Source organism: Nitrospira calida (assembly GCF_976986435.1).
Map to the genome: position 1 here is coordinate 618258 of NZ_OZ335950.1, position 14244 is coordinate 632501.

The following is a 14244-nucleotide window of genomic DNA, read 5'->3' on the forward strand; positions in this document are numbered from 1 at the left end:
CCTTACCATGTCGCTTTTTACCGTCGAAGAATTGCTCGAAGTGATCAGCGTGAAAGTGCTCGCCGGGCGCTGCGACGGTTGGCTCAAACGGCGCATTGCCCGACTCTGCACCGACTCCCGCTCAGTCCGTCGTGGCGATCTCTTTGTCGCCTTAAAGGGAGAGCAGTTCGACGGTCATCAGTTTGTGGTAGCCGCGCTCCGACTGGGTGCGATCGGGGCGATCGTCGAGGACCAGTATCGCCCTCCGGCCGCGAGCCTCACGAGCTCCAACAAGCAGGGGACCAAAAGGACAGAGCCGCTCCTGTTCGGCGTCCGGGACACCCTGTTCGCCTATCAGCAACTGGCCGCCCACCATCGCAGCCGTTTTACGATTCCCGTCGTCGCGGTCACCGGCAGCAACGGCAAGACCACCACCAAGGAAATGGTTGCCAGCGTCCTGGCTCAGCGCTGGACGGTGCTCAAAACCGAAGGCAATCTGAACAACCGCATCGGAGTTCCGCAGACTGTGTTCCGATTGACGCCGCGGCATCAGGCCGCGGTGGTCGAACTGGGCGTCGATCAGAAGGGACAGACTACCAGGCTGTGCGAGATCGTACGGCCGACGATCGGGCTGATCACAAATATTGGCCCTGACCATCTGGAGTTCTTCGGCAGCATAGAGGCTTCTGCCCAAGCCAAAGCGGAGTTGCTCGATCAGATGTCGCAAGACGGCGCGATCGTGCTGAACGCCGACGATCCGTACTTCGATTACCTCGCTTCGCGGGCCCAGTGCCGGGTCGTGTCTTTCGGGCTTTCACCCAAGGCAGATGTGCGGGCGCTGGACGTGCGGACGGATGCCCGCACGGGCGCTGCGTTTCGGTTGGCGCTGCCGGGCAAGGCCCGCTCCACGGCGGTCGCGCTTCGAGTCCATGGGGCGCACAATGTCTTGAATGCCTTGGCGGCGGCGGCGGTGGGGCATGTGCTGTCGCTGGGCGGCGCGGCGATTGCGCAGGGGTTGGCGCGGTTCCGCCCGGCGGCGATGCGGTCTCGGGTTGCCGACCACCGCGGCATGCGGGTCATCGACGACTGTTACAACGCCAATCCGGCGTCAATGAAGGCGGCCATTGAATTATTGGCAGAACTGGGCTCCTCCAAGCGGACAATTGCCGTGCTGGGTGACATGCTCGAATTGGGTCCGGAAGCTCGGGCATTGCACGAGGACGTCGGGGCCTTTCTGGCACAGCGGAACATTTCACTGCTTGTCGCCTGCGGTGCGCTCGGAGAGAGTCTCGCGGAGGGCGCCAGGCGGGGCGGAATGGCAGCGGACCGGATTCTGGAGGTGCCGGACGCCGGCGCCGCGGCGGTCGCCGTGAAATCTCTGGTCAGGAAGGGCGACGTGGTGCTGGTGAAAGCCTCACGGGGCATGAGGATGGAGCAGGTCGTCGAGGCTTTGGCAGGATCCGGACAGAGGCTGAGAGGACATCGTCAGGCGGTGAGGTAGCGCCGAGTTCCCATGCTGTATAACTGGCTGTATCCCCTGCACACGGAATTTTCCTTCCTGAACGTCTTCCGCTACCTCAGCTTCCGCATCATCTATGCGGCGGTGACGGCGTTCCTGATCGCGTTCGTGCTGGCGCCCTGGCTTATCCGCAAGCTGCAGGAACTCAAATTGGGACAACAGGTGAGGGACGACGGGCCCAAGCGACACCTGGCCAAGAGCGGGACCCCGACCATGGGCGGCCTCTTGATCCTGTTCGCCGTGGTCCTTTCCACCCTGCTCTGGGCCGATCTCACCAACCGGTACGTGTGGTTGGTCATCATCGCCACGATCGGTTTCGGCGCGGTCGGCTTCGTGGACGATTACCTCAAATTCGTCAAGGCCCGGTCCAAGGGGCTGACCGCCGCGCAAAAGTTCGCCTCGCAGATTCTGGTCGCCTTGGGCATCAGCCTGTTCCTGTACTCCCTGCCGAGCTACACCACCAAGCTCAGCGTGCCGTTTTTCAAGAACTTCTCGCCGGACTTGGGCTGGCTGTATGTCCCCTTTGCGATCCTGGTCATCGTGGGCGCCTCCAATGCCGTCAATCTCACTGATGGTTTGGATGGTTTGGCCATCGGTCCCGTGATGATCGCCGCAATGGCCTACACGATCGTCGCCTACGTGACCGGCAACCGGATCATGTCGGAATATCTGCTCATTCCGTACATCGAGGGCGCGGGGGAAATCGCCGTGTTCACGGCCGCAATCCTGGGAGCCAGCCTGGGGTTTCTCTGGTTCAATACGTATCCGGCGTCGGTCTTCATGGGGGACGTCGGCTCGCTGCCGCTCGGCGCGGCGCTGGGGACCGTGGCGGTGATCAGCAAGCACGAGTTGCTCTTGCTCCTGGTCGGCGGCGTGTTCGTCATCGAGGCCATTTCGGTGATTTTTCAGGTCCTCTCCTACAAGTCGAGAGGGAAACGGATTTTTCTGATGGCGCCGATTCACCACCATTTCGAGATGAAGGGCTGGGAGGAGCCGAAGGTCGTCGTTCGGCTCTGGATCATCGCGATCCTGCTCGCGCTGTTGAGCCTGAGTACGTTGAAGTTACGGTGACGACGTTAGTCGGGTCTATTTGTTTCTTTGGTTGAACCGGAGAACCGGACCAACCAAATGAACCAGGCAGACCAGATAGACCAGAATGCAAGACGCAAAGCCAACTGTCACAAACACCGCGACCGCAGTGCAGGCCCTCGCCGGGAAACGGGTCACGGTGGTCGGGCTGGCCAGGAGCGGGGTCGCGGCGGCTCGGTTGCTCTTGGCCGCCGGAGCGCGGGTGACTATCGCGGACCGGAAGGAACGGAGCGAGCTAGAACGCGCGCTGGCCGAACTGGATGCCGGCTCAATCACGGTCCGAGTGGGAGCAGATTATGGATCGGCGTTCGAGTCCCCCGAGCTGATCGTGATCAGCCCCGGCGTGCCGTCCCGCGCCGACGAATTGCAGCGAGCCCGCGCCCGCGGCGTGCAGGTGATCGGTGAACTCGAACTGGCCGCTCGTTTTGTCGCGGCGCCTGTCCTGGCTGTGACGGGAACGAACGGAAAAAGCACCACGGTCACGTTGATCGGGAAGTTGCTGGCCGAAAGCGGCAAACGGGTGTTCGTGGGAGGCAATATCGGGACGGCTTTGAGCGAGGCTGCGCTCGCAACGTATCAAGCGGGCGGGGCGTCTTCGCCGTACGACTATCTGGTCGTGGAGGTCTCCAGCTTTCAATTGGAAACCGTGGAGCGTTTTCATCCCTGGGCGGCCGCATTGCTGAATATCACGTCGGACCACATGGACCGTTACGAGTCGATGGAAGAATATGTCGCCGCCAAGGCTAGAATACTCGACAATCAAACGGCCGGCGACTACTCGCTGTTCAACCTGGATGACGAGCGCGTGATGCGTCTGCGGGCTCGGACTCGCGCTGCGGCGCTCGGCTTCAGCCGAACCGGGACAATCGGCCATGAGTTCAGCGGCGGAACGTTTCTGGAGGGCGATCTGATCGTGTCGACGGTCACAGGGCACAGGCAGGAAGTCTGCCGGCGGACCGAGCTGAAACTGCTCGGCGCGCACAATCTCGAGAATGCGCTCGCGGCTGTCAGCTTCGCGCTGCTCTGCGGTTGCCCGCTGGACGCCGTTCGGCGTGTGCTCAAGACCTTTCCCGGACTCGAACATGCGTTGGAGTTCGTGCGCGAGCGCGGCGGCGTCCGGTTCGTGAACGATTCGAAGGGGACCAATGTCGATGCAACAGTGAAGGCGCTCGAAAGCCTGGACCAACCAATCTGGCTCATCGCCGGCGGGCGAGACAAGGGCGCCGACTTTTCGAAACTCCGGCATCCCGTCCAGGCGCGCGCCAAACAGGTGATTCTGATCGGCGAAGCGGCGCCGCGGATCCAGGAGGCGTTGGGGGAATACGACCGCGTGCGCCGCGCCGCCTCGCTGCGCGAGGCCGTGGAGATGGCCGCGCGGGAAGCGAGTCCGGGAGACGTCGTGCTGCTGTCGCCGGCCTGTGCGAGCTTCGACATGTTCACCGACTACCAAGACCGCGGCCGGCAGTTCAAGGCGTTGGTCACTGCCTTGCCGTGACCGGTCGTGTTACGCGTGGCGCATGATGTGTTAAGAGGCGCATGAATGTCGCAGAAAACAACCGGCACACTGGCGCTTCCCTGGCCATCATCCGGTCGCAAAGCCCGCAAGCGGGTACCCGTGGATCGCACTCTATTGGTCATTACGGCGGTGCTCGCGCTGCTCGGACTCGTGATGGTGTTCAGCGCGAGCGCGGTGGTGGCGGGAAACCGGTTTCAGGATCCCGGCTATTTCCTAAAGCGGCAGGTGGCTTGGCTGGCCTGCGGCTTTGTGCTGCTGCATGTGGCTTCGCGCATCGACTACCCGGTGTGGCGGAAGCTGGCCCTACCGATGCTGGGGCTCACCGCGGTGCTTTTGATATTGGTGTTGATTCCTTCGCTCGGCGTGGCAGCCAAGGGTGCGAGGCGATGGCTGCGGCTGGGGCCGATTTCGGTGCAGCCGGCGGAGATCGTCAAACTAGTTTCGGTGATCTATCTGGCGGCGTATTTAGCGAAGAAGGAGGATAGGATTCGCCTCTTCGCCAAGGGGGTTCTGCCGCCCCTCGTCGTCGTCGGAGTGCTGAGCGGGCTGGTGCTGTTGCAGCCGGATCTGGGGACCGTGGTCGTGCTGGGGCTGATGACGGCGGTCATGTTGTTTCTGGGTGGAGCGCGGCTGACGCATTTGATGGGCTTAGCTCTCTGCGCCCTGCCGATTGGCTTGGCGTTGATGCTGAAGTCAAGTTATCGGCGACAACGGCTGCTGACGTTTCTCTCTCCATGGAAGGACGCCTCCGATACCGGCTTTCAGATGACACAATCGTTTCTTGCCTTCGGCAGCGGCGGTCCATTCGGCGTCGGGCTGGGAGAGGGCAAGCAGAAACTCTTCTTTCTTCCGGAAGCCCATACGGATTTTGTGCTGGCGTTGGTCGGCGAGGAATTGGGGTTGATGGGCACGTCGGCGATCATCCTGCTGTTCGCGATCTTTATGTGGAAGGGATTTCAGATCGCCGAGCGGGCGCGGATGCCGTTCGGTCGGCATCTGGGCATGGGGATTACGCTCCTAGTCGGCATTCAGGCGCTGATCAACGCTGGCGTCGCCACCGGTTTGCTGCCGACCAAGGGGTTGACCTTGCCGTTCGTGAGCTACGGAGGTTCGTCGCTGGTGGTCAATCTGATCGGCGTCGGTCTGTTGCTCAGCATCTCCCGGGATCGGCAGGGAGGCCGACAGGCCGGCGGGCACCGAAGCGGCTATGGGAGCGGATCGGTCGGCAGATGAACATCGTCATCGCGGCGGGCGGAACGGGTGGCCACCTCTATCCGGCTGTGGCCCTCGCCCACGAATTTCAGAGGCGGGATCCGCGCGCTGCCATTCTCTTCATCGGCACGGCTCGCGGCATCGAATCGAAGGTCTTGGCGCACGAAGGGTTCGAATTGAGGCTCATTGCAGCCAAGCCGGTGATGGGGCGGGGGGTCGTCCGGGGAGCGATGGCTCTACTCTCCCTCCCAGCCGGAATCCGGCAGTCGCTCGGCATCCTGCGTGAACGGCGGGCGGACCTTGTGATCGGCGTGGGCGGGTACACAAGTCCTGCGGTGCTGGCGGCGGCCTTTCTCATGGGCATCCCGAGAGTCATTCTGGAACCCAATGCGCATCCCGGGATGGCGAACACGGTCGTGGGTCCCTTGGCACAGCGCGTGTTTCTGGCTTTCGAGTCCGCGGCCGGAGCCTTTGCGTCGTCAAAGGTCCGTGTAGTCGGCACGCCGATCCGGCGCGCGTTCTATGAAGAAGGCGAAGGGCGAGAGACGAAGAGCGAGCGGCCGGCAAGAGAACAGGCTGCGGGCGTTCAATCCATACCCATCAGCCGCACGCCGGGTGCCTTCCGCCTGCTGATTTTCGGCGGAAGCCAGGGAGCGAACGCGATTAACTCGGTGGTGATCGACGCGTTGCCGGACCTGATGGACCTGCGGGAACGCCTGGCAGTGACGCACCAGACGGGAGACGCAGACTATGCGCGGGTCCAGGCCGCCTATCGGGCGATGGGGTTCAGCGCGGAAGTCGCGCCGTTTCTCTACGACATGCCGCGGGTCTTGCGTGCAGCGGATTTGGTGGTCTCCCGCGCCGGGGCTGTGACCATCGCCGAAGTCACCGCCTGCGGCAAGCCGGCGATTCTGATTCCGCTCCCGCAGGCGATCTACGACCATCAGGCGCGCAACGCGCAAGCGATGGCGTCGGCCGGAGCCGCCGTCGTGCTGCCGCAGGCGGAGTTGAGCGGGCCGAAGCTGGCGCGGACGATCGAGGAATTGGTGCGCGATCCCGAACGGTTGAGCCGGATGAGCGCCGGGAGCCGGGCGATGGGGCGAACCGATGCGGCGGCGGCGATCGTGCAGGAATGCTACGCGCTCATAGGGGGAGATCATGAGATCGACCGATCTGTTGGAGCGGGGGGAACGTGAACAGGTCGTCATGCGGCCGAACGAGAGGCGAGGTTATCGCGGAGTTGTAACCCGGGTGTCCATGTTCAGAAAGACGCAACATATCCATCTGGTGGGGATCGGCGGAGCGGGCATGAGCGGCATCGCCGAAGTCCTGTTGACATTGGGCTACACGGTGACGGGTTCCGACCTTCATGAATCCGAGACGACCAGGCGGTTGCAGGAACTCGGCGGCCGCATCTTCATCGGTCATCAGGCGTCCAATGTGGGCGGGGCGCAAGTGGTGGTGATTTCCTCGGCCGTCGCGCCGACCAATCCCGAAGTGACGGAAGCCCGGGCCAAAAAGATTCCGGTCATTCCGCGCGCCGAAATGTTGGCCGAGCTGATGCGGTTGAAATACGGCATCGCCATCGCCGGCGCACACGGCAAGACCACCACGACTTCGATGGTCGCGAGCGTGCTGGCTCAGGGCGGACTCGACCCGACGATCGTCATCGGCGGCAAGGTGAACGCGCTGGGCAGCCATGCGCGCCTGGGACGTGGGGATTTGCTCGTGGCCGAAGCAGACGAAAGCGACGGCTCCTTCCTGCGGCTGTCGCCGACCATCGTCGCGGTGACGAACATCGACCGGGAGCATCTGGATCATTACGGCTCGATGGAGCGGCTCCACGAAAGCTTTTTGGAATTCATCAACAAGGTTCCATTCTACGGCCTGGCGGTCCTCTGTGCTGACGACGAGCGGATTCGGTCGCTCCTGCCCCGGGTCGTGAAGCGCTACCAGACCTATGGGTTGCGGGAACAGGAAGAGGGGGGGCCGGACTTTCGAGCGACGGACATTTCGCTCAGGCAGTGGGGCTCGGAGTTTCGAGCGTACTTCCGCGGAAAAAATCTCGGGCCTTTCCGCTTGGCGACGCCGGGCGTGCACAACGTCGCCAACGCGCTGGTCGCCATCGCGATTGGGATGGAACTGGAGGTGCCGATCGACCTGATCCGCAAGGGCCTGGCGGCTTTCACCGGGGTGGAGCGCCGTTTCCACCTGCGGGGCGAAAAGGGCGGGATCATGGTGGTGGACGACTACGGCCACCATCCTACGGAAATCAAAGCCACGCTGGCCGCGGCGAAGCAAGGTTGGGATCGCCGACTGGTGGTGCTCTTTCAGCCGCATCGATACAGCCGTACGAGGGACCTGATCGATGAGTTCGCCCATGCCTTCGACCAGGCGGAGGTACTGTTCGTGACGGACATTTATCCAGCCGGTGAACAGCCGATCCCCGGCGTGTCCGGCGAACGATTGGCAGAGGCCGTGCGGGCCGCCGGCCATCCCTCTGTGACCTGGGTGGAACGGAAAGAGACGCTACCGGATCAAGTGCTGCCGGTGCTGAAGCCTGGAGACCTCGTTATCACACTAGGCGCCGGAGATATCTGGAAGGCAGGCCTGGGGGTGTTGGATCGATTGGCGTCGTCGGCTCAACCATGAAGGTTATGGACCGGCGCCGCGGGCGATCACAACGGTCGGGAAGCCTGCCGATGCGCGACCTTCGCACAGTCGTCGCCGGCATCAAGGGGACGGTGAGATTTCATGCGCCGCTGCGGGAGTACACCTCGTTCAAGATCGGTGGACCGGCGGATGTGCTCGTCGAGCCGGCTGACGTCGAGGATGTCTGCCAGTTGGCGAAACAAGCGGCCGCGGCCAAGGTTCCGATCTTCGTCATCGGCGGAACCAATCTGCTGGTGCGGGACAAGGGGATCCGCGGCGTGGTCGTCAGTCTGTCCCGGCTCCGGGCGATCGAGGACGAGCCGGATCACGTCATCTATGCGGAGGGGGGGGTCGGCATGCCGACACTCATCGGCCATGCCATCCGGCGTTCGCTCTCCGGACTCGAATGGGCGGCGGGGATTCCTGGCACGGTGGCGGGTTGCGTGGTGATGAACGCAGGCACGAGGTTGGGCGAGATGCGGTCGGCCGTCAAAGCCGTGCGGATCGTGGATCCTCTGGGACGGATCGTCGACTGCCCCGCGTCGGAGATTGAATTCAGCTACCGGCGCGCGAAGTTACCGAAAGGCGTCGTGGTGGGCGTGTGGCTCCAGCTCAAGCCCGGGTCCCGGCGCGACATTGAGCGGGTGGTCAAGGACTATCTGCGCTATCGCAAGGATACGCAGCCGCTGACGCTTCCTAACGCCGGCTGCGTGTTTAAGAATCCCGGGAAGGAGCCGGCGGGGAAGCTGATCGAGGCGGTAGGGCTCAAGGGCGCGCGCGTCGGCGACGCCCAGGTGTCCGAGAAGCACGGGAATTTCATCGTGAATCTGGGACGGGCGCGGGCGGCGGACGTGATCGCGTTGATTCAGAAAGTCCGCCGCCAAGTGTGGCGGCGGACCGGCATCGCCCTGGAACTGGAATTGAAGATCGTCGGGCAAGTCTGAGACCAGAGGTAAGGGGGTAAAGGGATAACGGGGTAAGGAGAAAACGGAGAACGGCTCCCCAGCCCGATGCCCCGCTACCCCGTTACTCCAACTTGTGATGAGCGAGCAAATATGCCGCTGACCAGAGCCCGCATCGGCGTGTTGATGGGCGGACAATCCTCCGAGCGGGAGATCTCGCTTCGGACTGGTCAAGCCGTTCATCGAGCTCTGCTTCGGCGCGGCTATGACGCGGTGCCGATCGATGTCGGACCGTCTCTCTATAAGGACTTGCAAGAACAGAAGATCGAGCTGGCCTTTTTGGCGCTTCACGGTCCAGGCGGTGAAGACGGCGCCATCCAGGGATTCCTGGAGACGATCGGCATCCCCTATACCGGCTGCGGGGTGCTGGCCAGCGCGATGGGAATGGACAAAGTGACCGCCAAGGCGCTGCTCGCCCACCACGGCGTGTCGGTGCCTCCAGGGACGGTGGTCAAGCGGGGCGAGTCGACGCCGAGCGGACGCGTCCTCCGCTCGGCCGGGTTGACCTGGCCTGTCGTCGTGAAACCGGCTTCGCAGGGATCGACCATCGGGGTGAGCATCGTTCGCCGGCCGTCACAGTGGAAAGACGCGCTGGCGCTCGCCCACCGATATGACCGGCAGGCACTGGTCGAAGCCTACATTCCGGGACATGAGGTCACGGTCTCTCTCCTCGATGAAGGAGAGGGAAAGCTCTCCGTCCTGCCGGCGGTGGAGATCGTGGCGCCGAGCGGGTTCTACGACTACGCCGCCAAATATCAGAAAGGGAAGACTCGGTATCTGTGTCCGGCTCCTCTCTCGGCGAACGTGACCCGCCGACTGCGAGAGATGGCGGTGAAGACCTACGAGGTGTTCGGCTGTGAGGGCGCAGTGCGGGTGGATTTCCGAGTCACACCGCGCGGCCGTCCCTATGTGCTGGAAATCAACACCATTCCGGGGATGACGGAGACGAGTCTGTTGCCGATGGCGGCGGCGCAAGCGGGGATCGACTATGACGCTTTGACCGAGCGGATTCTGGAATCCGCGCTCAGGCGCGCCGCTCATCGGCGAGTCGGAACCGGTTGAGCGCGAGGGACCTCACGTCCATGAGCATGAGAAAGAGACGGGTTTTGCTGGCGGGGAGGAAGAAACGGGCGCAAGGCCCCAGACCGAACCATCGACGGGCGGACGGGCCCGAACCGGGAAGCGCCGCCTGGGAGCGGATGCGCGAGCGACGGCGCCGTTCGTTTCGCCGCGGATTTCGGTTGGCCGGGTGGCTGGTGTTGAGCGGACTGACTGCGTGGGGAGCTTCCGTTGTCTCACGAGAGGCCGTTCCGGTCGTCCGCAAGTGGTTTGTTATCCAGACTGTGACAGTGCAGGGGCTTGATCGCGTGACCAGGCAGGAGATTCTCGATCGGCTGTCGCTGCGTGATGACGCGACGCTGTTTTCCGTGCACCCGCAGGCATTGGAAGAACGGCTGATGGGGCATCCCTGGATCAAGGCGGTGGAGATCCGGCGCGTGCCGTTCCATGAGTTGCAGGTGACGGTCGCCGAGCGCAAGCCGGCGGCGGTCGTCCGGACGGCCTCGGGCGACTGGCTCACCGACGACGAGGGACATGTGCTGTCCAAGTTGGAAAGTGGTGACGAGCCGGCGCTCCCGCTGCTGACCGGAATCGATTCCCACGGGCTGTTGCATGGCGATCCCGCCGCCCGCCGCGCGGCGAAGGTCGGCATTGACCTGGCGAATCTGGTCACCCAGACGCTCGACAGCCGGGTGGAGGTGGACGTCGGCAACCCCGCCAATCTTGTCGCCTCCGTCCGCGGCCTGCGATTCCAATTCGGGCGGTCCCCGGTCGACGAGCAATGGGAGCGGTTCCGCAAGGTCAGACCGGCGCTCCGCTTCGTGACCTTCGATGGAGACGGGCGTGGGCCTAACGAGATTGACCTGCGGTATTCCGGCCGCGTCATTGTCCGCGAAAGGGGGTAAACGGTGCCGAAACGAGACCAGATTCTCGTAGGGCTGGATATCGGGACGACCAAGATCTGCGCCATCGTCGCCGAAGTGACAGAGGAGGGGGCGCTGAACATCATCGGCGTCGGGTCCAGTCCGTCGCGCGGGCTGCGCAAGGGTGTCGTGGTCAACATCGAGAGCACTGTCGAGTCGATCAAGAAAGCGGTCGAGGAGGCGGAGCTAATGGCCGCTGTCCAGATTAACTCGGTCTACACCGGAATCGCGGGCAGCCATATCTCCGGAGAGAATTGCAAAGGCGTGGTGGCCCTGAAAAAGGGAGAGGTGACGCGCGAAGACATTCAGCGGGCGGTGGAAAGCGCCCGCACGCTGGCGGTCATCCCACACGAGCGGCGCATCTTGCATGTGCTCCCGCGAGAGTTCGTGGTGGACGATCAGGACGGCGTCCGTGAACCGTTGGGGATGTCCGGCAACCGGTTGGAGGTGAATGTGCATGTGATCACGGGCGCGGTCACCTCTGCGCAGAACATCATCAAGAGCGTGAACCGGGCTGGTCTGGATGTGGTGGACATCATTCTCCAGCCGTTGGCTTCCAGCGAGGCGGTGCTGAACCAGGAAGAGCGCGAACTGGGCGTCGCGATGGTGGATCTCGGCGGCGGCACGACGGACCTCGCCATTTTTCTGGACGGCAGCATTCGACATACGGCGATCCTGCCGATCGGCGGGCAGAACCTGACCAAGGATCTTGCCATCGGGCTCCTCACCTCGCAGACCGAGGCGGAGAAGATCAAGATCCAGCACGGCATCGCGCGGACCGAGTTGATCCACGGCCATCAAATGGTGGAGGTGCCGTCAGTCGGCGACCGGCCGCCGCGGACCGTTTCGCGACGGGACATCGCCGACATCCTCGAACCGCGCGTGGAAGAAATGTTCGATCTGGTAAAGCGTGAGATCGCCAGGGCCGGATACGAGGGGATGTTAGGCGCGGGCGTGGTGATCACCGGAGGCACTTCGCTGCTGGAGGGTATGCCGGAGGCGGCGGAGAAGGTGCTGAACCTGCCGGCAAGGCGGGGAACGCCCAGCGGCGTTGGCGGGTTGCGGGACATCGTCAGCAACCCGATGCATGCGACGGGGGTGGGCCTGTTGCTGCACGCCCGGCACCACGCTGAAGAATTGGAAACCGCCGGGCTGCGCCGCGGGCGTCCTCTGGGTCGGGTCTTCGAACGCATGCGGTCGTGGATGTTCGAGTTGTTTTAACCTCGCCTGCTGGCTTTTGAGCGGGCGCATCGCACAAAGGGAGGTGTCGCGATGTTTGCATTTCAGGAGGATATGCTGACGCCGGTCAGGATCAAGGTCATCGGCGTAGGCGGGGCCGGCTGCAACGCGGTCAATACGATGATCGGGGCCGGATTAAGCCGGGTCGAATTCATCGCCGCCAACACGGATGTGCAGGCGCTCGAACGCGCCCATGCCCCCTTCAAGATTCAGCTTGGACCGGAACGGACCAGGGGCTTGGGCGCCGGCGCCAAGCCTGAAATCGGCAAGGAATCGGCCTTGGAAAGCCAGAACCAAATTCGGGAAGCGCTGGAAGGGGCGGACATGGTCTTTGTGACCGCCGGCATGGGAGGCGGGACCGGCACGGGGGCGGCGCCGATCGTGGCGGGCATCGCCCGCGAGCTGGGAATCCTGACGGTCGCCGTGGTGACCAAGCCGTTCCAATACGAAGGACATCGGCGGATGGCCTATGCCGAGGAGGGGCTGCGCGATCTGCGTCGGCATGTTGATACGCTGCTGGTGATTCCGAACCAGCGCCTGTTGAGCATCGTGGACAAGTCCACGCCGTTGCTGGACGCGTTCAAGGTCGCGGACGACGTGCTGCGGCAGGCGATTCAGGGCATCGCTGACGTCATCACCACGACCGGCCATGTCAATGTGGATTTCGCCGACGTGCGCACGGTGATGAGCCACACCGGCCGGGCAGTCATGGGCATGGGTGTGTCGCGCGGCGCCAACCGGGCGATGGAAGCCGCGCAGAAAGCGATCTCCAGTCCGCTGCTCGAAGACGGTGGCGTCGAGGGGGCGCGGGGGGTCCTCCTCAATATCACGGGCGGGCCGAACATGTCATTGCACGAGGTGGATGAAGTCGCGTCGATCATCAAGGAGGCCGCCGATGCGGAAGCCAATATCATCGTCGGCCAGGTGATCAATCCGGATTTGGGCGACGACCTGGTCGTGACCGTCATCGCCACAGGGTTCGATCGTGACGAGCCGCAAGCTAAGCCTGCCGTTGCGGCCGCCGAGCGGATGGCGGCGAGAAGTCCTCGAACCGCCCAACAGGTATTGGCGGGCGTTCATGCGGGCGGACCAGACCTGCCGCATCGGGACCTGGACCGACCGGCGTTCTTGCGGAAACTGAGCGAGCAGCGGGAGGCGCAGGAGCGGCTCAGTCTGATGGCCGACGATGAATGGGACGTGCCGACGTTTCTGCGCAAGCAGGCGGACTGATTCGTCAACCCGCGTGGGTCACTCGTCAATGTGCAGTGTGTGTCGAATGACGAGGGGCCAACGCGTCCATTTGCAAATAATGAAGGATGTCGTGATTACCTTGCCAGCCTTTGCCACGGTGCGCGACGGCGTGCGGCACTTTTTCGGCACGCGCAACCAGCCGGACCGGCTTGAAACGGATGCCGGCGTGACGGTGGTGGCGGTGAAACAGGTGCACGGGACCGACGCATTGATTGTGGACCGACCCCTACGGACCGACGAGACGTTCGACGGCGCCTGGGATGCCCTGATCACCGATCAACCGGGCGTGCTTGTGACGGTCCGCACGGCCGACTGCGTGCCGGTGTTGCTGCATGATCCCCAACGCGGCGTGGTGGCGGCCGTCCACGCAGGCTGGCGCGGCGCCGTGGCGGGCATCGTTCTCAAGACGTTGGAGGCGATGAAACGGCGGTTCGGGTCCGAGCCCTCTTCGGTTCGCGTGGGCATCGGACCGGCGGCCGGACCCTGCTGCTATGAAGTGGACGAGCCGGTTCTGGCCCGGCTGAGGGCGAGCTTTCGCGGATGGCGCTCCGTGGTGCTCGAATGCGGGAGAGACAAGGCGATGTTGGACCTCCGGGAGTTGGTGCGACAACAGGCCCGATCAGTCGGAGTCGAAGAAGGGAGGATCCACAGCGTGAACGTCTGCACGATTTGCCATCCCGACCTCTTCTTTTCGTATCGTCGCGAGGGGGTCGTGAACGGCACGATGGTCAGTGGGATCGTCCTCTTGCGCCGGCAGGCGCGGGCGTGAAACCGTAAAGTCCTGACAAGCGCCGCCGGTTTCCGGTACTATATGCATAAGTTTGGGATCATGCCAAGGTCGGT

Annotated in this window: 12 protein-coding genes; all 12 read left to right on the top strand. The window is 63.5% G+C overall.

Features of this window, described 5'->3' with window-relative positions:
- Nucleotides 1–7 precede the first annotated feature (7 nt).
- The 12 genes from ACWHTU_RS03115 (at nt 8) to pgeF (ending at nt 14170) form a co-directional block, all read left to right on the top strand.
- Nucleotides 8–1480, top strand: a complete 1473-nt coding sequence (locus ACWHTU_RS03115) for a UDP-N-acetylmuramoyl-tripeptide--D-alanyl-D-alanine ligase (RefSeq protein WP_447861567.1) — start codon at nt 8–10, stop codon at nt 1478–1480.
- Between the two features lie 12 nt (nt 1481–1492).
- Nucleotides 1493–2569, top strand: a complete 1077-nt coding sequence (gene mraY / locus ACWHTU_RS03120; RefSeq protein ID WP_447861569.1) for a phospho-N-acetylmuramoyl-pentapeptide-transferase — start codon at nt 1493–1495, stop codon at nt 2567–2569.
- 85 nt (nt 2570–2654) lie between these two features.
- Entirely contained in the window at nt 2655–4082 is a 1428-nt protein-coding gene (murD, locus tag ACWHTU_RS03125) for a UDP-N-acetylmuramoyl-L-alanine--D-glutamate ligase (RefSeq protein WP_447861571.1), read from the top strand.
- Between the two features lie 45 nt (nt 4083–4127).
- Nucleotides 4128–5336 (top strand): putative lipid II flippase FtsW, encoded by a 1209-nt coding sequence (gene ftsW / locus ACWHTU_RS03130; protein ID WP_447861573.1) that lies wholly within the window; start codon nt 4128–4130, stop codon nt 5334–5336.
- On the top strand, nt 5333–6511 hold the full coding sequence (gene murG, locus ACWHTU_RS03135; RefSeq protein WP_447861574.1) for an undecaprenyldiphospho-muramoylpentapeptide beta-N-acetylglucosaminyltransferase: 1179 nt from the start codon (nt 5333–5335) through the stop codon (nt 6509–6511). The genes ftsW and murG overlap by 4 nt, the downstream gene beginning before the upstream one ends.
- Nucleotides 6512–6572: 61 nt before the next feature.
- Nucleotides 6573–7967, top strand: a complete 1395-nt coding sequence (gene murC / locus ACWHTU_RS03140; RefSeq protein WP_447863301.1) for a UDP-N-acetylmuramate--L-alanine ligase — start codon at nt 6573–6575, stop codon at nt 7965–7967.
- 50 nt (nt 7968–8017) lie between these two features.
- Nucleotides 8018–8911 carry a UDP-N-acetylmuramate dehydrogenase gene (gene murB, locus ACWHTU_RS03145; RefSeq protein WP_447861575.1) on the top strand — a complete coding sequence of 298 codons (894 nt, stop codon included), beginning with the start codon at nt 8018–8020 and terminating at the stop codon, nt 8909–8911.
- Nucleotides 8912–9022: 111 nt separating this feature from the next.
- Nucleotides 9023–9991 (top strand): D-alanine--D-alanine ligase family protein, encoded by a 969-nt coding sequence (locus tag ACWHTU_RS03150; protein WP_447861576.1) that lies wholly within the window; start codon nt 9023–9025, stop codon nt 9989–9991.
- Between the two features lie 20 nt (nt 9992–10011).
- Nucleotides 10012–10893, top strand: coding sequence for a cell division protein FtsQ/DivIB (locus tag ACWHTU_RS03155; protein ID WP_447861578.1), 882 nt, complete (start codon nt 10012–10014; stop codon nt 10891–10893).
- Between the two features lie 3 nt (nt 10894–10896).
- Nucleotides 10897–12132 carry a cell division protein FtsA gene (gene ftsA / locus ACWHTU_RS03160; protein ID WP_447861580.1) on the top strand — a complete coding sequence of 412 codons (1236 nt, stop codon included), beginning with the start codon at nt 10897–10899 and terminating at the stop codon, nt 12130–12132.
- A gap of 51 nt (nt 12133–12183) precedes the next feature.
- A complete protein-coding gene (ftsZ, locus tag ACWHTU_RS03165) occupies nt 12184–13380 on the top strand; it encodes a cell division protein FtsZ (RefSeq protein WP_447861582.1) in 1197 nt (398 codons plus the stop codon).
- A 79-nt stretch (nt 13381–13459) separates the two neighbouring features.
- Nucleotides 13460–14170, top strand: coding sequence for a peptidoglycan editing factor PgeF (gene pgeF, locus ACWHTU_RS03170; RefSeq protein WP_447861583.1), 711 nt, complete (start codon nt 13460–13462; stop codon nt 14168–14170).
- Nucleotides 14171–14244: the final 74 nt, after the last annotated feature.

Coding starts and splice junctions, on each gene's coding strand:
- murB (WP_447861575.1), top strand. CDS start 8,018: ATGCGCGACCTTCGCACAGTCGTCGCCGGCATCAAGGGGACGGTGAGA.
- ftsZ (WP_447861582.1), top strand. CDS start 12,184: ATGTTTGCATTTCAGGAGGATATGCTGACGCCGGTCAGGATCAAGGTC.
- mraY (WP_447861569.1), top strand. CDS start 1,493: ATGCTGTATAACTGGCTGTATCCCCTGCACACGGAATTTTCCTTCCTG.
- ACWHTU_RS03115 (WP_447861567.1), top strand. CDS start 8: ATGTCGCTTTTTACCGTCGAAGAATTGCTCGAAGTGATCAGCGTGAAA.
- murC (WP_447863301.1), top strand. CDS start 6,573: ATGTTCAGAAAGACGCAACATATCCATCTGGTGGGGATCGGCGGAGCG.
- ACWHTU_RS03150 (WP_447861576.1), top strand. CDS start 9,023: ATGCCGCTGACCAGAGCCCGCATCGGCGTGTTGATGGGCGGACAATCC.
- murG (WP_447861574.1), top strand. CDS start 5,333: ATGAACATCGTCATCGCGGCGGGCGGAACGGGTGGCCACCTCTATCCG.
- pgeF (WP_447861583.1), top strand. CDS start 13,460: ATGAAGGATGTCGTGATTACCTTGCCAGCCTTTGCCACGGTGCGCGAC.
- ACWHTU_RS03155 (WP_447861578.1), top strand. CDS start 10,012: ATGAGCATGAGAAAGAGACGGGTTTTGCTGGCGGGGAGGAAGAAACGG.
- ftsW (WP_447861573.1), top strand. CDS start 4,128: ATGTCGCAGAAAACAACCGGCACACTGGCGCTTCCCTGGCCATCATCC.
- murD (WP_447861571.1), top strand. CDS start 2,655: ATGCAAGACGCAAAGCCAACTGTCACAAACACCGCGACCGCAGTGCAG.